Source organism: Aeromonas sp. DNP9, from assembly GCF_001728955.1.
GTDB lineage: Bacteria > Pseudomonadota > Gammaproteobacteria > Enterobacterales > Aeromonadaceae > Aeromonas > Aeromonas veronii.
Genome location: NZ_LYSQ01000014.1, coordinates 112,661 through 131,340, shown reverse-complemented (window position 1 = coordinate 131,340; position 18,680 = coordinate 112,661). Strand labels below are relative to the sequence as shown.

At 58.8% G+C, this 18,680-nt stretch carries 15 protein-coding genes; 12 read left to right on the top strand and 3 right to left on the bottom strand.

The genetic code is table 11. From position 1 onward, the window contains the following. Positions 1-535: 535 nt before the first annotated feature. Positions 536-1,585 (bottom strand): porin, encoded by a 1,050-nt coding sequence (locus tag A9G06_RS11470; protein ID WP_069555308.1) that lies wholly within the window; start codon positions 1,583-1,585, stop codon positions 536-538. A 395-nt stretch (positions 1,586-1,980) separates the two neighbouring features. Here A9G06_RS11470 and dinG point away from each other — a divergent pair, with 395 nt between their 5' ends. The 3 genes from dinG to A9G06_RS11455 all read left to right on the top strand — a co-directional run bounded on the left by dinG (position 1,981) and on the right by A9G06_RS11455 (position 5,933). Beyond that, positions 1,981-4,053, top strand: coding sequence for an ATP-dependent DNA helicase DinG (gene dinG, locus A9G06_RS11465; RefSeq protein ID WP_069555307.1), 2,073 nt, complete (start codon positions 1,981-1,983; stop codon positions 4,051-4,053). A 142-nt stretch (positions 4,054-4,195) separates the two neighbouring features. Further along, positions 4,196-4,855, top strand: coding sequence for a DUF2057 domain-containing protein (locus tag A9G06_RS11460; protein ID WP_058056075.1), 660 nt, complete (start codon positions 4,196-4,198; stop codon positions 4,853-4,855). A gap of 181 nt (positions 4,856-5,036) precedes the next feature. Then, positions 5,037-5,933 (top strand): histone deacetylase, encoded by an 897-nt coding sequence (locus A9G06_RS11455; RefSeq protein WP_069555306.1) that lies wholly within the window; start codon positions 5,037-5,039, stop codon positions 5,931-5,933. Positions 5,934-6,091: 158 nt separating this feature from the next. On the opposite strand, the gene ylqF is transcribed toward A9G06_RS11455, so the two are convergent. Further along, positions 6,092-7,042, bottom strand: a complete 951-nt coding sequence (ylqF, locus tag A9G06_RS11450; protein ID WP_069555305.1) for a ribosome biogenesis GTPase YlqF — start codon at positions 7,040-7,042, stop codon at positions 6,092-6,094. A gap of 323 nt (positions 7,043-7,365) precedes the next feature. Between ylqF and A9G06_RS11445 the strand changes: the two genes are divergently transcribed. The 8 genes from A9G06_RS11445 to A9G06_RS11410 all read left to right on the top strand — a co-directional run bounded on the left by A9G06_RS11445 (position 7,366) and on the right by A9G06_RS11410 (position 16,043). Beyond that, entirely contained in the window at positions 7,366-8,763 is a 1,398-nt protein-coding gene (locus tag A9G06_RS11445) for an alkaline phosphatase (protein WP_069555304.1), read from the top strand. 11 nt (positions 8,764-8,774) lie between these two features. After that, complete coding sequence (locus A9G06_RS11440) at positions 8,775-10,166, top strand: alkaline phosphatase (protein ID WP_069555303.1); 1,392 nt, start codon at positions 8,775-8,777, stop codon at positions 10,164-10,166. A 72-nt stretch (positions 10,167-10,238) separates the two neighbouring features. Next, a complete protein-coding gene (locus A9G06_RS11435) occupies positions 10,239-10,925 on the top strand; it encodes a hypothetical protein (protein ID WP_069555316.1) in 687 nt (228 codons plus the stop codon). An 82-nt stretch (positions 10,926-11,007) separates the two neighbouring features. Continuing rightward, positions 11,008-11,745, top strand: a complete 738-nt coding sequence (locus tag A9G06_RS11430; protein WP_069555302.1) for an ABC transporter substrate-binding protein — start codon at positions 11,008-11,010, stop codon at positions 11,743-11,745. 245 nt (positions 11,746-11,990) lie between these two features. Then, positions 11,991-12,386: a nucleoside diphosphate kinase regulator gene (gene rnk, locus A9G06_RS11425; RefSeq protein ID WP_069555301.1), complete on the top strand. Its 396-nt coding sequence runs from the start codon at positions 11,991-11,993 to the stop codon at positions 12,384-12,386. Positions 12,387-12,579: 193 nt separating this feature from the next. Then, the gene (uhpA, locus tag A9G06_RS11420; RefSeq protein ID WP_069555300.1) at positions 12,580-13,170 is read left to right on the top strand and encodes a transcriptional regulator UhpA; all 591 of its coding nucleotides are present in this window, start codon (positions 12,580-12,582) and stop codon (positions 13,168-13,170) included. Next, positions 13,167-14,687: a signal transduction histidine-protein kinase/phosphatase UhpB gene (gene uhpB / locus A9G06_RS11415; protein WP_069555299.1), complete on the top strand. Its 1,521-nt coding sequence runs from the start codon at positions 13,167-13,169 to the stop codon at positions 14,685-14,687. Before uhpA ends, uhpB begins: the two co-directional genes overlap by 4 nt. A gap of 21 nt (positions 14,688-14,708) precedes the next feature. Then, positions 14,709-16,043: an MFS transporter gene (locus A9G06_RS11410; protein WP_069555298.1), complete on the top strand. Its 1,335-nt coding sequence runs from the start codon at positions 14,709-14,711 to the stop codon at positions 16,041-16,043. 90 nt (positions 16,044-16,133) lie between these two features. On the opposite strand, the gene A9G06_RS11405 is transcribed toward A9G06_RS11410, so the two are convergent. Continuing rightward, complete coding sequence (locus tag A9G06_RS11405; RefSeq protein ID WP_069555297.1) at positions 16,134-17,267, bottom strand: GGDEF domain-containing protein; 1,134 nt, start codon at positions 17,265-17,267, stop codon at positions 16,134-16,136. A gap of 520 nt (positions 17,268-17,787) precedes the next feature. Here A9G06_RS11405 and A9G06_RS11400 point away from each other — a divergent pair. Beyond that, entirely contained in the window at positions 17,788-18,588 is an 801-nt protein-coding gene (locus A9G06_RS11400; RefSeq protein ID WP_005334079.1) for a transporter substrate-binding domain-containing protein, read from the top strand. Positions 18,589-18,680: the final 92 nt, after the last annotated feature.

The window sequence follows — 18,680 nt, the reverse complement described above, 5'->3', positions numbered from 1 at the left end:
AACCCCCGATGCGGTACATAGGGGGTTCTGAGTGGAGAAATGCTAGCCGAAAATGTGTAAACCTATTTCAGGACTAGACATTACTCATTTAACGCTAACTTAGTCGCTAGCGGCGACACATCAAGTATCTACCGCTGATTGGCCTTACAATTCCCTCCTACTGTGCTGCATCACATCCCAAGCATGTCCCCTCAATATCCGCACAATCCGCGCAAATAGCACCGCCCCTTGCAAGGGCTGCCAGATACTCACGGTCAAACACAGCTGCTGCGAGCAATGACTGTATGGCGTAAAGGAGAGCAGTGCCCTCCTCATCAAAGAGATAAGCAGGAAGCAGGAAGCAGGAAGCAGGAAGCAGGAAGCAGGAGAGATTAATCGAGACTGATGGTTTGCCAAACATCACTTACATAGCAATCCGGCGATTCATCATGGCGCCAATACGCTGGCGCCAAAAAAGAAAATGGCCGAGATATTATCTCGGCCATTCGTAGCTTGGTCAAAGACTCAAGCCAGGATATTACTCATGTGCAACTTATTAGAAGTTGTACTGCAGAGCAACAGTCCACTCGTCGTCTTGCTTGTCGATGCCCTGGATCTTGTACTCGGTGTAAGCTTTCAGCTTCGGAGTGAAGGCATACTGAACACCCAGCAGGGTCTCGTCAACCAGATCCTTGTAAGTAGAACCGGCAGTTTGAGCGTTGGCCTTGCCTTCTTTGAAGTTGTAGCCAGCCAGGAAGGTCCAGGCATCTACGTTGTAAGATGCTGCCAGCTCATAGCCACGGCCATCATCTTTGATACCGTTGCTCTTATTCTTCACTTCACCTTCAGTGTAAACACCAGCGAAGTAGAAACCATTGATTGCGTAGTGTGCACCAACAGCCCACTCGTCTTTCTTACCAGTCTGGCCATTAACTTTGTTTTGCAGGTCGGAGTAAGCATAACCAGCGTTGAAGCCCAGACCGAAGTCAAAGTCGTAACCGCCAGCAACGGCATAAGCTTTCTCACGCTTCACGTTAGTGCCCAAATAGGCATCTTCTTTAATTTTTTGACCTACGTCAGTAATCTTGACAGCTACGTCATCGTTGGTTTGGTAAGAAACCTTACCTTTGAAACCGCCGAAGCTGTTGGAGTAGATAACCTGGCCTTCCTGACGACCGTCATAGAAGTTACCGGCATCGCCCCACTCGTTAAAGATATCGGTCGGCTCGAGTACGTCGTAGAAAGCGGTGTCGGTCTGACCGAAGATGATTTTACCGTACTGGGAACCATCAAAGCCTGCGTAGATATGACGAGCATCGAACTTGCTAGACTTGCCGTCGCTTCCCTTGTCGGAGTTTTCAGCAGCAACTTGCCACTCAGTTTTGGCAATACCGGACCAAGTGTTGTTCAGAGCGACTTTACCGGACCAGCCCAGACGGGAAGAACCAATCAGCTCGCCATCGGTATCATCGTGCTCACCGTAGTAGTTAGCCTGTACACGGCCGTATACGTCGAAAGTGGTACCGTCTTTGTCATAGATCACTGCGGCGTTAGCGGCGGATGCAAACAGAGCCGGAATAGCAATAGCCAGAATTGTCTTTTTCATAGTTTCCAATGCCTACTGTAATTAAACACTAAGTTGTTGTTATTCCCTGTGTTAGCGATGTTCTTTGCATCACTATGCCGCCGAGACTAGCACCGGATTTTTTGAACCGCAATGAAAAAACTTGGAACTTTTTACGCAAACCATAGTCATGGAGGCAAAAATGTGAGCCAAGTCTCACCTGGCGGCAAGCCCAAAGGAAAACGTTTACAACGAATCCTGCTGATTATTTGCACTCAAATAGTCTATTTTGCATGCAAATAACGCTAACTACCTGATAAACAACCAAAGTGGTCTGATCAGCGTAAAACAGCCGTGATAATGGCAGTTGCCTCGACCTCACCAAGGGGTTGCGGGTATCCTTGTCCTTCGATTAACACCTAACTGGCCTTCTCTTCATGCTCTCTACTCGCCTCAAAGCAACCATTCGTCAAACCTATCGCCAGATTTCGGATGGATTACCCGGTTTTGTGCCGCGCAAAGAGCAGAACTTTCTGGTGGCCGAGATAGCCAAAACCCTGACCGGCGAGTACGACAAACAGCGCCGTATTCTGGTTGCCGAAGCGGGCACAGGTATCGGCAAATCCCTCTCCTATGCGCAGGGCGCCATTCCGGTGGCGAGACTCACCCAGAAGAAGCTGGTGATCTCTACCGCCACCGTGGCCCTGCAAGAGCAGCTGATCCACAAAGACCTCCCTTTTTACCACCGCCACAGCGAGCTGCCGTTTCGCTTTATGCTGGTCAAGGGACGTCAGCGCTACTGCTGCGAACATCTGCTGGAGCAGGCAGCCAGTGGTGCCGAGATGGCCAACTTTGAGCTCGACTTTGGCAGTCTGAGCAAATCCAAGCCATCTGACAGCGACAAAGATCGCTACCAGGCCCTGTGGCAGGCCTACACCAATGGCAAATGGGACGGGGATCGGGACAACTGGCCGGAGCCCATTCCCGACACTTGCTGGGATCGCATCGCCGCCGACCGTCACACCTGCAACAAGGCGCTGAGCCATCACCAGCACTGCCCCTTTCATCGCGCCCGCAACGATATGGAGAGCGCCGATGTGCTGGTGGTGAACCATGCGCTACTGCTCTCCGATCTCACCATGGGCGGCGGCATCATTCTGCCCCCCCCCGATGAGTGCATCTATGTGCTGGATGAGGCCCATCACCTGCCCACCATCGCCCGGGATCACGGCGCGGCGTCGGCCAGCGTCAAAGGCTCACGTCGCTGGCTGGAGAAGCTGGTACAAAGTGCAGGCAAGCTGGCGCGGACTTTTAATAAGGAGAGCCTGCTCGACCCCCAACTCAAACTGCAGGATGCACTGGCCTCCATCCAGCCTGATCTGAAGGCGGTCGAGCAGTGGCTCAGCGCCAACGATCGGCTGTTTGGCACGGAACCCCACTACCGCTTCGTCGAAGGGGTATTGCCGGATCCCCTGCCCATGCTGGCAGAGAATCTCAAGGAGTCGAGCAAGAAGGCGCTGCGGGCGCTGGATCGGATGCAAGGTGCCATAGGTGAAGCGCTGAAAGATGGCGAGATCCGCCGCAAGGAGGCAGAACCCCTGCTGGCCGAAAGCGGTTTTCATCTGCAGCGGCTGGAGAGCTTCTGCGCCCTGTGGGAGATGCTGGGGCGCCACATTCCGACTGGCAAAACGCCGCTCGCCCGCTGGATGGCCAAAAGCGATGACGGCGATATCTGGCTGCATGCTTCACCGATAGAGGTGGGTTATCTGCTGGAGGAGTGGCTCTGGTCGAAATGTCTGGGGGCCGTACTGGTCTCCGCGACCCTCACCGCCCTCTCTTCCTTTAGTTATTTTCGCCATCAGGTGGGGCTCAAGGAGCACGACGGTACCCGCTATCTGCGCCTGCGCTCCCCCTTTGATTATCAGAAAGCCGAGCTCTATCTGCCCAAGATGGAGCACGAACCCAACTCGCCGGCCTTTACCAACGAACTCATCAGCGTGCTGCCACGTATTCTTGCGGGCAAGGAGGCGAGTCTGGTGCTCTTCTCCTCCTACCGCCAGATGAATGAGGTGGCTGTTGGCTTGCGAGCCAAGGGACTCTCACTGCTGGTGCAGGGGGAAGCCTCCCGCAATGCCCTGCTCACCCTGCACAAACAAAAATGCGATGGCGGTCAGGCCAGCATCCTGTTTGGTACCGGCAGCTTCTCGGAGGGGCTGGATCTGCCGGGTCACTACCTTACCAATCTGGTCATCACCAAGCTCCCCTTTGCGGTGCCCAACTCGCCGGTCGAGGAGGCTACTGCCGAGTGGGTGGAGCAACGAGGCGGCAACCCCTTCCTGCAACTGACGGTCCCGGAGGCATCGCGCAAGCTTATCCAGGCCTGTGGCCGCCTCATCCGCAAAGAGGCTGATCGGGGACGGGTCACCATTCTCGACCGCCGCCTGCTGACCAAACGTTATGGCAAGGGGTTGCTTGATGCCCTCCCCCCGTTTACACGGCGGATCGAATAAATAAGCCGGTCGCTATTGATAAACAAACTGACAGCAGCGCGAACATCGACCACCAGAAAGAGCCATTGCCGCAGTAGGCCAAACCTGTAAAAATGAGCCCCTGTTTTCAGTGGGCAATCGCCTGACTGTTCAAGGAGATGAAATGAAACTGACTGTTCTGGTACCGGCGCTGGCTGGTCTGTTGTGGGCCGGTAGCGCCCTGGCTGATGCTCAACTGGAAGTGACCACCCCGTATGTCGTCCAGCTGATCGATGGTCAATCCATCAACCCCAAGCTGCTCGACAAAACCAGCACCTTCCCCCTCTCTGCCGGCAAACACCAGTTGGTCGTCGCCTTTGAAGGCAACTACTCCAGCCGTAACGAAATCAAGCTGGTCACCGCCGAGCCGCTGGTGCTGAACTTCACTGCCGCCGACAACCAACAGCTGGTGCTGGACTATAAAAAACCCCGCAATGAAGCCGAAGCCAAGCAGTTTGTCAAAGAGCAGAAAGTGGCGCTGAAAGACAAGGTCAGTGGTCAGCAAGTGAGTAGCGAACAGTTCGTGATGCCGAAAGTAGAGGGCTTCCAGCTGACCCGTGACTATCAGCAAGAGCTGATTAACATGGGTAAAGCCTTCAACCAGCCCAAAGCGGTGGCCGTCTCTTCTGCTGCCGTGATGGCTGCAGCCAGCGCACCAGTTCAGGTTGCCCCCAGCAAGGCTCAAAGCAATCCGGAAGCCCTGACCCAGTTGCAAAACTGGTACAACAAGGCAGATGCGGAAACCCGCAAAGCCTTCCAGATCTGGGTTATCCAGCAGCAATAAACCGAGCTGGGATATTGCCTGAAAGGGGAGCCAAGCTCCCCTTTTCCATATCCTGCGGTCTCACTCACGACGCGTCTTGATTTATGCGCTGCCACTTCCCCTTTATATAGGGAGTACATATATGGATTCATCTGCTGATTTCATATATAGAAAGCGCCACCTTGCCAGGGAGAATGGCACCATGTCGTTGCGCATTTTCTATCACCCTCTCTACTCCTCCCTGACGCTACCCGAGCGCCATCGCTTTCCGCTGGCCAAGTATCAGGGGCTGTTTGAACGCCTGCAGGTGCAGGGTTACCCCCTTGGCAAAGCACCGGCCGCAACTTGTGAGCAAATCTGTCGCATTCACGATGCCGATTATGTCGCGGCGGCTCTGAGCGGCCAGCTTGAAGAGCGCGCCATCCGCAAGATCGGTTTTCCCTGGTCACCCATGCTGATGGAGCGCACCTTGCGCTCGGTGGGTGCCACCGTTGCTGCCAGCCGCTATGCACTTGAGCAGGGCTGCGGCTTGCAGATCTCCGGTGGCTACCACCACGCCCATCGGGATCACGGCAGCGGTTTTTGTCTGTTCAACGATCTGGTGATTGCCGCCCAAGCTTGCCTCGACGAGGGGCGCTGCGAACAGGTGCTGATCGTCGATCTCGATGTTCATCAGGGAGATGGCAGTGCGGGCCTGTGCGCCGGACGGCGCGATATCATCACCCTATCCCTTCATGGGGAGCACAACTTTCCCCATCACAAAGCCGCCTCTCACCTCGACTTTCCGCTGCCAAGCGGCATGACGGACGATGCCTATCTCACCACACTGCAACAGGCACTCTCGCTGGCACTGCGGCTCTATTCGCCGGATCTCATCCTCTATCAGGCGGGCGTCGATGTGCATCATGCCGACGAGCTTGGTTATCTCTCCTTGAGCGATGAAGGGGTTCGCCTGCGCGATGCCATGGTATTTGACTGTGCAATCAAGCATGGGTTGCCCATCGCGGCGATGCCCGGTGGCGGCTATCGCCGCGACTGGCAACAGCTGATCCCGCTTCATATGTCGCTGTTTGAAACGGCGCGCCAACGTTTTGGCTGATGGCATGGCTTTATAGCGCGGACACGCCATCAGAAGTGGGCGGGCACTTCACCAGATAAAACAGAAGAGGCGACCCCTGGGGTCGCCTCTTCGTGTTTCGTCATCTCGGTCACACAAGCTCGGTCGTTGTCAGGCAAGCTCGGGACGCCTGAGGATAACTATTTCTGACGCTTGCGGGCGTACTTGCGACGGGCGCGGGCCTGACGCTCCTCTTCCCGCTCGGCCTTCTCTTTGGCTTTTTGCTCGGCTTCTGCGGCGGCTTCGACAATCTCGACGCTCACCATCTCCGGCGTCTCCAGCGAGATGCGGCCAAGCAAACCGGAGCGGAACTCGTTGATCAGGATCTCGGACGACTTGTGCAGGTCGGCCAGCCCCCCTTTGCGCATAAACGCCCGCTGGCGGGCGATCATCTCCAGCAGCTCGATCTCGGTCTCGGGCAACTCGTCAATCTGGTAGCGCGCCTTGATCCGCTCCGGATAGGCCTTGATGAAGTAATCGGCGGCAAACATGGCGATATCGGCATAGTCGAACACAGTGTCCTTGATGGCCGCCGTGATGGCCAGGCGATAACCACAGGAGGGCGGATTGAGCTTGGGCCAGAGAAAACCCGGGGTATCGGTCAGAATGACGTTGTTATCCAGCTTGATCCGCTGCTGGGACTTGGTCACCCCCGCCTCATTGCCGGTGCGGGCGATGATGCGCCCCGCCAGGGTATTGATCAGAGTGGACTTGCCCACGTTGGGGATCCCCATGATCATCGCCCGCACGCCGCGCAGCTCAAAATTGCGTTCCGGCAGCATCTCGTGGCAGAGGGTCAGCAGTTGCTTGATCTTCTCCGGCTCTTGTTGTGTCAACGGCAGCGCCTTGATCCCCTTCTCTTTTTCCATGTGCGCCACCCACAGTTCGGTGATCGCCGGATCGGCCAGGTCCGCCTTGTTCAGCACCTTGATCACCGGGGTATCACCACGCAGCTCGGGCACCAGCGGGTTTTCGCTGGAGAAGGGGATGCGGGCATCGAGCATCTCGATGATCACATCGACCTGGGGCATGACCTCGGCAATCTCTTTGCGGGCCTTGTGCATGTGACCGGGGAACCAGTTGATGGACATATCCGTTACTCTCTGTGGGGGCTGCGGGCGCGCGCATGAAACAACAGGCGCTCTGCCGCAGGCATCGAACGAAGGGGGCGCATTTTACCTGCTGCGGGCCTCTTTTGACAGGTCATTCTAACCATCACCTCATCAAATCAGCAAACCGCCGAGGCGGAACAACCTTGCCGGAAGCGACCTGACCAACTGGCTCAATTGACAGATAACACATTGATATAACGTAACATTTTCATCACTTTTTCACACAACCGTCACCGATAGTCAGTAAAAGTGTCATCTGTCCCCTCTAGGCTGCGCTCAGGTTTTACAAGGAGCGAACCCCAATGAGAAAAATGGCAGGACTTGCAGTGATGATCGGCGCCGCCCTGGCTGCCGGCTGCAAATCAGACAATGACACGGTGGCGACCAAGCCCGCAGCCCAACCCACCAACGTCATCTTCTTCCTCGGTGACGGCATGGGCCTCAACACCCTGACGGCGGCCCGCATCTACGGTGTCGGCGAAGAGGGTGATCTCACCATCGATACCCTGCCAGAGACGGCCTTTATCAAGACCTTCTCCCACGATGCCCAGGTCACTGACTCGGCCCCCTCCATGGCGGCCTACATGACCGGGGTCAAGAGCAACAACGGCGTCATCAGCATGGACGGCGACGCCACCTATGAGAGCGACTGCAGCAAGAGCGCTGGCAAGCCGGTGACCACCCTGCTGGAGCTGGCCAAAGCCGATGGCCGCGGTACCGGTGTGGTAACCAGCACCCGGGTAACCCACGCCACCCCGGCGGCTACCTATGCCCATATCTGCAACCGGGATCTGGAGGCAGATATCGCTGCCCAGCTGGTACCGGGCGGCAAAGGCTACAACAGCGCCCTCAAGGAGGGGCTGGATGTGGTACTCGGTGGCGGCAGCAGTTTCTTCCTGCCCAAAGCTGACAAGGGCAAGCGGGAGGATGGCCGCAACCTCATCAGCGAAATGCAGGCCAAGGGCTACCAGTTTGCCAGCAATCTGGATGAGCTGAACAAGGCCGATGCGGGCAAGCCGCTGCTGGGTCTGTTTGGTTCCAGCCACATGAAATATGACCTGGACCGTCCCGCCAGCGAGCCATCACTGGCCCAGATGACCTTGGCCGCCATCAAGCAGCTCAAGGGCAAGGAGAAGGGTTACTTCCTGATGGTGGAAGGGGGTCGCATCGACCACGCCCTGCACGACACCAACGCCAAGCGGGCGCTGCAGGACACCATCGCCTTCGACAACGCCATCAAGGCCGCCATCGACGAGGTGAAAAAGAGCGACCCCGAGCTGAAAAACACCCTGATCGTGGTCACCGCCGACCACGACCATACGCTCGTGCTCAACGGCTATGCCAAGCGCACCGGCAAGACCACCGCCGACAACCCCGGCGTACTCGGCCTGGTGAAGAACTACGAGACTGGCGAGCCAAGCAAGGATAGCGAGGGCATGCCCTACACCATCATAGGTTTTGGCAACGGCTACAACCGGGTGGATGGCCCGCGCAGCAGCGTCGCCCCGCTCGACGATGCCACCGTCTCCGCCAATGACTACCACCAGGAAGTGGTGGTCAAGGTAGGCGAGATCGGTAACGAGACCCACGGCGGCACAGATGTCTTCCTCGGCGCCATCGGCAAGGGGGCTGACAGCTTCCATGGCTCACTCGATAACACCGCCGTGTTCGGCAAGATCAAGGCTGCGGCCAAGCTGTAAGGAGCACTTTCATGAGCAAACAGATGAACACATCCATCAAGCACACGCTGGTCTGCGCCGCCCTGTTCAGTGCGCTGGGCGCAACCTCCCAGGCACAGGCCGGTGATGCCAAAAACGTCATTCTCTTTATCGGTGATGGCATGGGCCCCACCGTGCTCACCGCCACCCGCCTGTTCAAGGTGGGGGAAGAGGGCAATCTGGAGATGATGAAACTGCCGCGCAGTGCCCGCATCAAGACCTTCTCCAACGATGCCCAGACCACCGACTCGGCCCCCTCCATGGCGGCCTACACCACCGGGGTCAAGATGAACAACGAGGTGATCGCCATGAGCAGCGACACCAAAGCCGTCGCCCCCGGCAAAGACGTCAATGGCAACAAAACCGTCAACAATTGCAGCAGCGATAACGGCAAGCCGGTGCCCACCATCCTGGAGCTGGCCAAGGCGGCAGGCAAATCGGTCGGGGCCGTCACCACCACCGAGCTGACCCACGCTACCCCGGCAGCTACCTACGCCCACATCTGCCATCGGGATGCCGCCTATGACATCGCCGCACAAGCCGTTCCCGGAGGGGCTGGCTTCAACCAAGCGCTGGGGGATGGGGTCGATGTGCTGATGGGTGGTGGTGCCAACCACTGGACCCCCTACAGCGCCAGCAACAAGGGCGGTCGCAATGACAACCGCGACCTGACCGCCGAGATGAAGGCACAGGGATACAGCTATGTCACCACTCAAAGTGAACTGGCCAAGGTCACCAGCGGCAAGGTGCTCGGCCTGTTCAGCAGCAAATCCCATCTCGACTACGAGCTGGATCGGGTCGCCAAGGGGGCTGCCAATACCCAGCCGTCCCTCTCCGAAATGACCGCCAAGGCGATCGACCTGCTGAGCAAGAACAGTCAGGGTTACTTCCTGATGGTAGAGGGTGGCCGTATCGATCACGCCCTGCACGGTACCAACGCCAAGCGCTCGCTCACCGACGCGGTGGCACTGGATGAGGCGGTCAAGACGGCGCTGAGTAAAGTGGATCTCAACAATACCCTGATCGTGGTCACTGCCGACCATGACCACACCATGACCATTAACGGCTACTCCGCCAAGGGCAATCCGGTGCTGGATCTGGTTAAAAATGGCGATGGCTCGACCCAGAACGATGTGGATGGCAAGCCCTTCACCACCTTGGTGTTCGGTAACGGCCCCAACCGCCCCGATGTGCGTCCGATCCTCACCAGCGATCAGGTGATGGCCAATGACTATCTGCAGGAGACCGGCGTCAAACTGACATCGGAAACCCACGGCGGCGGCGATGTGATGCTGTTTGCCGATGGCGCCGGCAGCAACCGCTTCAAAGGCACGCTGGATAACACCAAGGTGTTTGGCAAACTGCGGGAGGCGCTCGGCCTGTAAGCAGCAGGGGCCCGGGTGCATCTGAGCAATCGACTCAGCGGCCCGGGCCCCGGCTCTTTCGAGCGACAGATGATGATGCGACTTTTGCTTTCGTTATGGCTGCTTGGCAGCACCCTCGCCTTCCCCCTGCATGCTGAAGACACGCCCCCGGATCTCGCCGCCCGGATCAGCTATCACGACCGGGTCACCGGCAGTGATGGCATCGCCAGAGAGAGTGTCTGGCAAGAGAAGTGGCTGCGCGTGGGCAATCAAGTGTGGAGCCAGCGGCTCATTCCCCTCCCCCTTGCCCGTGCCTATCACGCCACTCACGACGCCACGCCAGGCCACAAGCACTTTACCCACCAGATGGCGGCCCGCTGGGTCAGTCGCAGTGATGAGGGTGAGCTGCAACTGCGTTATGCCGACAGCTGGCATAACCAGCTGGTTGAGGTGCCGGTGGAAGAGTATGGCCAGGTGGCCTTCAAACCCGACTGGCCACGGATCCGCCATCTCGTCAACCCGGCGCTGATCGAGGGGATGACCCCGCTGGATGAGGCCGCCCCCGAGCAGGCCCGCTGGTATGAAAAGCGCGAAGGGCAGCAACGAACCCGCATTCTCTGGTCGAGTCAGTGGCAGATCCCGCTGGTGGTCGAATCGGCCAGTCTCGACGGCTATCGCAGCTACCGGATGGAGGTGACCCTGCGCAAGCTGCCTGCCCAGCTCCCCTGGCAGCAACTCGCTGATTACGAAATGCGCGATCTGCGGGATTTCTTCGACTGAGATCCCAACCTCTCAGCGGGCACAACGACAACGCAGGCAGGAATGTTACACTCTGCATATTCGACTCTGGCTCACGACCTTGATGCGCGCTCTCTGCCTGCCCTTTTTTGCCCTGCTGTTGTTGCTGGTGAACACCGGTGCCCAGGCTATTGTGCTGGTGGCGGCCGAGTTGCCCCCCTATGTCATTCGCTCCTCTCACGGCAAACCAAGCGGTGTCGCCATCGAGATCATGGAGGAAGCAGCCCGCCGTCTAGGTGAGCCGCTTACCATCGAGCTGATGCCACTGGCCAGAGCCCTCACTCAGGCTATCCATCGCAAGGATGTGCTGCTGATCCCGCCGGTGCGCAGCACTCAACGGGAACACCTCTACTACTGGGTAGCACCGATACTCGATGACGACTTTGTCATCGTCAGCGATCGCCGCTTTCATCCTGCCCCCCTCAAAGTGACAGATCTCCCACCGCTGCAGATCGGCACCTTGCGCTACTCCTTCGGTCAGCATCTGCTCAGACAACGACTTAAGCTTGAAAGTGATACCGTGGCCACCGAGAAGCTCAATGCCCAGAAATTGCATCGGGGCCGTATCGATGCCTGGGTGGCCGCCTGGAACGCCATCCTCTACAACCAGCGCCTTGGTGATTTGCCAACCGATCTGCTGGTACGCGGAGAGACTCTGATGCGTACCCAGTTTTATGTCGCCGCCAGCAAGGAGTTCCCCTTCACCGAGGGACGTCGCTGGCAAGCCGTAATCGACGAGATGCGCCATGATGGCACACTGGCGCGGATCATCCGTCAGTACAACTATCAGGCTCCTGAGTAGTCACTCAATCGCGGTTGCCAAGGTCGGCCAGAATGGTTATGGTAGCCCCATGAAAATACTCGCTATTTCCTCGTATTTGCTCACACCCTGCTGAGCCCCCGCCTCGCTCCTTCGGCCGCGAGTCGCTTGGGGGCATGGCATTTTCAATCGATTGAACCTGTTGAATCCATTTTTGTAACACTTTGCGTGATGGCCAACCTGCACCCTCCGGTATGGGCCTATCCGCTATTGATAAGGAATATCTTATGAAACAACCACATCTGATTATCTCCAGCCTTGATCTGGACCGTATCGAACAACTGCTCGGCAACCACCCACAGCATCTGGCCCTGCAAGAGGAGCTGGACCGCGCCGAGATCCGCGAACCGGCCGACATGCCGCCGGACGTGGTCACCATGAACAGCAAGGTGCGCTTCAAGATGCAGAGCAGCGGCAACGAGTTCTGCCTGACCCTGGTCTACCCGCGCGATGCCAAGGGCGACGAGAGCAACATCTCGGTACTAGCGCCAGTGGGTAGCGCCCTGCTCGGCCTGAAAGTAGGCGACAGCATCGCCTGGCCGGGCCCGGCCGGTCGCACCATCGAGGTCGAAATTCTGGAAGTGGTCTATCAGCCGGAGCGCGCCGGCGAGCTGCACCGCTGAGTCCCCCGGGCTGGTCATCCCCCTGTTGATCAGCCCGCTTGCTCGCCCTTGCCAGCTGATCCCGATCAAGCTTTGCGCACCTTGCCCCCCGGTTTTTAGCCCCTTTTCCTGCTGCTGCTTGAGCCTGACTCGGGGGGCAGGTATCTTGTTGGCCGCGTCATGGTCATGACGCACCGAATTTCAGGCTGACATCATGATAAAAATTGCCCTTATCGACGATCACCAGATCGTCCGATCCGGATTTGCCCAACTGCTCAATCTGGAGCCCGACCTGCAGGTGGTCGCCGAATTCGGCTCCGCCAGCGACGCCCTTGCCGGCCTGCCCGGCAGCGGGGCGCGGGTCTGCGTCTGCGACATCTCGATGCCCGACCAGTCGGGGCTGGAGCTGCTCAAGCAGCTCCCCTCCGGTCTGGCGGTGGTGATGCTCTCGGTACACGACAGCCCCGCCCTCATCGAGCAGGCCTTGCAAACCGGCGCCAAGGGGTTTCTCTCCAAGCGGTGCAGTCCGGACGAGCTGATCGCCGCCGTGCGTACCGCCTCCCAGGGGGGGTGTTATCTTACGCCGGACATCGCCCAGAAACTGGCCAGCAGCAGCCGGGATCCCCTCACCAATCGGGAGCGGGAGATTGCCCAGCTACTGGCACAGGGGCTGGAGGTGAAGGCCATCGCCGAGCAGCTTGGCCTCTCCCCCAAGACGGTTCACGTCCATCGCGCCAACCTGATGGACAAGCTCAAGGTCAGCAACAACGTCGAGCTGGCCCACCGCATGCTGGATAGCTGGTGATCTCCCGTTTTGCCAGCTATGTCGCCATCGCGCTGGCGGCCTGCTTCATCTTTGCCGCCGGCTGGTTTTGCCTCTGGAGCATCAGCCTGCATCTGGCGGGTGGCCCGGCGCTGGCGGTGCTGCTGTTCCCCTTCGGCCTGCGCCTCGGGTTGCTGCTGCAAAGTCCCGGCCACTACTGGCCGCCGCTATTATTGTGCGAAGGGCTGCTGCTCTACTGGCTCAATCTGGAGGTGGGGCTGCCCCACTGGCCTTGGCTGGTCGCGGGCAGTCTGCTGACCCTGCTACCGCTGCTGATTGCCCGTCGCCAACAGGTGCGCAACGACTGGCAGCAACTGTTGCTGCTGCTCGCCACCGTCACGGCGGCGGCGCTGCTGCAAGCCCTGCTCTGGCATCTGGCGGGGGAAGATGGCCTCTCGGCCCTGCTGCTCAGCCTGACCGGCGGGCTGACGCTGACCTCCACCTGCATGCTGATCTGGCACTACCTCACCCGCGCCACCTGGGTGCCGCTCGGTCCTGCGCTGGTGGATCAGCCGGTGGAGTGGCGCTTTCGCCATCTGGTCTGGTATCTGCTGCTGTTCGTATTGAGCCTTTGGCTACAGTTGGGATTGCCCAACTCGCTGGTTCGCTTCACCCCGTTTTGTCTCGCCATCCCCATCATCGCCATGGCGTGGCGCTACGGCTGGCAGGGGGCGCTGCTCGCCACCCTGATGAACACCATCGCCCTGCTGGCCAGTCAGGCCTGGCACGATCACCCCCTCGATCTACTGCTCTCCCTGCTGGCCCAGAGCCTCACCGGCCTGCTGCTCGGCGCCGGGATCCAGCGCCAGCGCGAACTCAATCAGGCGCTGACCCGCCAGCTTGCCCACAATCGCCAACTCACTGAGCGGCTGCTGGAGACCGAGGAGAGCATCCGCAAGGAGGTGGCGCGCGAGCTGCACGACGACATCGGCCAGACCATCACCGCCATTCGTACCCAGGCCGGGATCGTGCGCCGCCTCGCCCCCGATAATGCCGGGGTGGGCCAGAGCAGCGCCCTGATCGACACGCTGTCGCTCGGGATCTACGATGCGGTGCGCGGTCTGCTCGGGCGGCTGCGCCCGCGCCAGCTCGACGACATGACTCTTGAACAGGCGGTACGGGCACTGCTGCGGGAGCTGGAGCTGGAGCGTCACGGCATCGTCACCCGTCTGGAGTGGCAGCTGGCGGATGGGGATCTCTCGGATGCCCAGCGGGTCACCCTGTTTCGGGTCTGTCAGGAGGGACTCAACAACGTGGTCAAACATGCCAACGCCCACTCGGTCACCATTCACGCCCGTGCCAGCGGCGAGCAGTTGCAACTGGTGCTGGAAGATGATGGCCGTGGTCTGCCGGAAAGCCGCCCGCAACAGGGCTATGGCCTGCTCGGCATTCGCGAACGGGTACAGGCCCTCGGGGGCAGTCTGCAACTCTCCTGCATCCACGGCACCCAGCTGACGGTCAACCTGCCCAGTCGCAGACGGGAAGAGAGTCATGGCTAATCACCACCAGAGGGCCTGCCTGTGCTGAGTTTTATGAGAAGCGCGCCGCCCCGGCCCCTTATCCGGGATCAGGACGAGATCGACGCCACCTATCGCCACTGGCGGCTGCACCTGCTGCTGACCATGTATCTGGGCTACGCGGTCTTCTACTTCACCCGCAAGAGCTTCAACTTCGCCATGCCGGACATGCTGGCGAGCGGCATGCTGGACAAGTCCGACATTGGCATGCTCTGGACTCTGTTCTACATCACCTACGGCTGCTCCAAGTTTTTCTCCGGCATCATCAGTGACCGCGCCAACCCTCGCTACTTTATGGGTGTCGGACTGATGGCCACCGGCGTTATCAACATACTGTTCGGCCTCTCGTCGGCACTCTGGATGTTTGCCGCCCTCTGGGTCGCCAACGCCTTCTTCCAAGGCTGGGGCTGGCCCCCCTGCTCCAAGCTGCTCACCAGCTGGTATTCGCGTACCGAGCGCGGCGTCTGGTGGTCGGCCTGGAACACCGCCCATAACGTCGGTGGGGCGCTTATCCCCCTTATCGTCAGCACCATCGCCCTGCAGCATGGCTGGCGCTACGGCATGATAGTGCCCGGCCTTATCGCCATCATCGCGGGATTGTTCCTCTGCTGGCGGCTACGGGATACCCCGAGCGCCATGGGATTGCCCACGGTGGGCGTGTGGCGCAAGGACGCCATGGAGCTGGCCCAGCAGACTCAGGATGCGGGGCTCTCCCACCGCCAGATCCTGCGCAAATATGTGCTGGGCAACCCTTATATCTGGCTGCTCGCCTGCTGTTACGTGCTGGTCTATGTGGTACGCACCGCCATCAATGACTGGGGCAACCTCTACATGACCGAGCAGCGCGGCTTCAATCTGATGAGCGCCAACTCGGCCATCTCCATGTTCGAGGTGGGGGGCTTTATCGGCGCGCTGGTAGCGGGCTGGGGATCGGACAAGCTGTTCAACGGCAACCGTGGCCCGATGAACCTCATCTTTGCGGTGGGGATCCTGCTGGCGGTGGGGTCGCTGTGGCTGATGCCCTTCTTCAGCTATGTGATGCAGGCGGCCTGCTTCTTTACCATCGGCTTCTTCGTGTTTGGCCCCCAGATGCTGATCGGCATGGCGGCGGCGGAGTGCTCCCACAAGAATTCGGCAGGGGCCGCCACCGGCTTTGTCGGCCTGTTTGCCTACATGGGGGCGGCGCTGTCGGGCTATCCGCTGGCCAAGGTGATGGAGATCTGGCACTGGAACGGCTTCTTCGTGGTGATCTCGGTAGCGGCGGGCGTCTCGGCCCTGCTGCTGCTCCCCTTCCTCAAGGCGCAGGCACCGAGAACGGCTCAAGCGGCGTCAGAGTAGCGGATGGCATGACAAGCCAGATCAGGCAAGCAGAAACAACCAGGGCGCGGATCACCGCGCCCTGATTTTATTCCTGAACCTATTCCGGCATCAGGCAGCCTGACAGACCCGGTTCTTTCCTTCCCGCTTGGCCCGATAGAGAGCGTCATCCGCACGGCTGAACAGGCTGTCAAAGTGCCAATCCCCCAGCCAGTGAGCAATACCCATGCTGACGGTGATATGGATCCCCTCTACCTCGCTGGCCGCAAGCTGAACCCGCAGTGACTGACACCGGGCGATCGCCTCCTCTGCGGTGGCATGGCGAAACAGCAGCACAAACTCCTCGCCCCCAAAGCGACTGGCCAATACGCCCTCCAGCTCGCGCAGTGCCAACCCGACCCGCTCCAGCACCCGATCCCCCACCTCATGGCCATGCCGATCGTTGATCTGCTTGAAGTCATCCAGATCGAGCACCACCAGCGCCCCCTGCTGTGCAGGGCGTCCCCGGGCCAGACGCTCCATAAAACCACGGCGATTGAACAAGCCGGTCAGCGGATCATGACTGGCCTGATAGCGCAGCTCCAGCGCCCGGTGCTGGTTGCAGAGCAGCAGCACCCCGAAGGTGAGCATGGAGCTACCCACCAGCATGGAGACATAGGGCAACACGTTGAACAGCTGACGCTGGAACGGGCTTTCGATCACCTCGCCCCACACGGTAAACATCCGCATCAAGGTCATGGCAATCAGCACCAGATTGAGGCCAATCAGCACCCAGACCGCCACCTGATAATCGGGTCGGCCGTGACGCCAGAGCTGCCAGATGATGAGTGTACTGAGCACGAGGAAAGTGGCGCTGCTGATCATCACCCGCACCGCAATCCGGCCATCAATGGCAACCGACCAGGTCATGACGGCGGCAAACAGCAGGATGAATCCCCAGCAGACAGGCCAGCCCGGCGATTGACGGAAGAAACAGCGCTGGGCAACCAGCAGCAACGACACATGAAAAATCAGGAAGACATTGCCCACCCAGGAGCCATAGGGGGTAGGTGTCAGCAGCAGACTGGCAAATCCCGCCTGACCCAGCATGGCAAACAGACTGGACCACCACCAGACCCCGACACCGGGAATATCGTTGTGGGTAACGCGAATGATGGTGAGAGTGAGGAAACCGAGACAATAGCCACACAAGGCCATGATCATCAAGGTAAAAATATCCAGCTTAAGCAGTAGTGAGGCGTCCATACCAAAGCCATGCAGAGAGGGTAACTGAGTATATGAGAAGCGTTTGCCTAGACCCAGAGGGACTTGATGGTTTTCACAATAAAGCCCGTTCGTTTGCTGATAAACAGAGCAATGCGTGTGATATCCCACCAATGCGTATTCGTATTAGCCCCACAAAAAGCCTCTTACGGAGCCATTCGACACAATAAGAGCTGCAAGCGGCACCTAGGCTTTGTAACAAAATGTCTTGGGCATAATTTGGGCTTGAACCCACCCCGTTAGATAGATATGTTGTTTTCGTGTGATTTTATGAATGAAGCCATGAGCAATAAATGTCTCTAACCTGTTGAGTCTTCTGACACAATCTGTTTTTGGTACATTTTTCACTCAACCACTATTCATAGCATCTCATATGGGGCTTTTGTCCCGCTCAAGACATTCATCCTGTCTTGCCTGTTGCCGGATGCAGCAGTCTCTTGTGCCACGGAGTCGCACGGGATCAGGTTCAAGGCCGAACACACCACCGACAGAGACGTCACTTATGATCAAAAAACTGATTCTTTCTACCCTGCTATTTTGCGGGATCGCCACGGCGGCCCCGACACCAGCCCCCACCTCCACCCTGGATGCCGTGCTCGAACGCGGCGTGCTGCGGGTTGGCTTCGATGCGGGCTATCAACCCTTCGAGATGACCAACAAGCAGGGCCAATACATCGGCTTTGACGTGGATCTCGCCAAAATGGTCGCCAAAGAGATGGGCGTGAAGGTCGAGTTCGTCAACACCGCCTGGGATGGCATCATTCCGGCGCTCCTGACCAACAAGTTCGACGTCATCATGGGCGGCATGACCGTCACTCCCCAGCGCAACCTGCGGGTCAACTTCGCCGATCCTTACATCGTGGTCGGCCAGACCATCGTGCTGCGCAAAGAGAAGGCGGGCGAAATCAAATCCTTCACCGACCTCAACGACCCGAAATACAAGATCGCGGTCAAGCTCGGCACCACCGGCGAGCAGGCAGTGAAGCGCCTGATCCCCAAAGCCACCCTGCTGCAGTTTGAAACCCAGGATGACGCCAAGCTGGAAGTGATCAACGGCAAGGTCGATGCGTTCGTCTATGACCTGCCCTACAACGCTATTTTCGCCTCCCAGAATCAGGGCGCCGTGGTGCACCTCGACAAGCCGTTCACCTTCGAGCCGCTGGCCTGGGCCATCCGCAAAGGAGATCAGGACACCCTCAACTGGTTCAACAACTACCTGCGCCAGATCAAGGGCGATGGCAGCTACGACCGTCTCTACAAGAAGTGGTTCGAATCCAACGCTTGGCTGAATCAGCTCAAATAACCTCCGGGGGGCGGCACATGCCGCCCCTGCACCACGCAGCTCCCCACACAATAACGAGAAGAGGTTGTGACTGTGCACACACCCAAACCGAC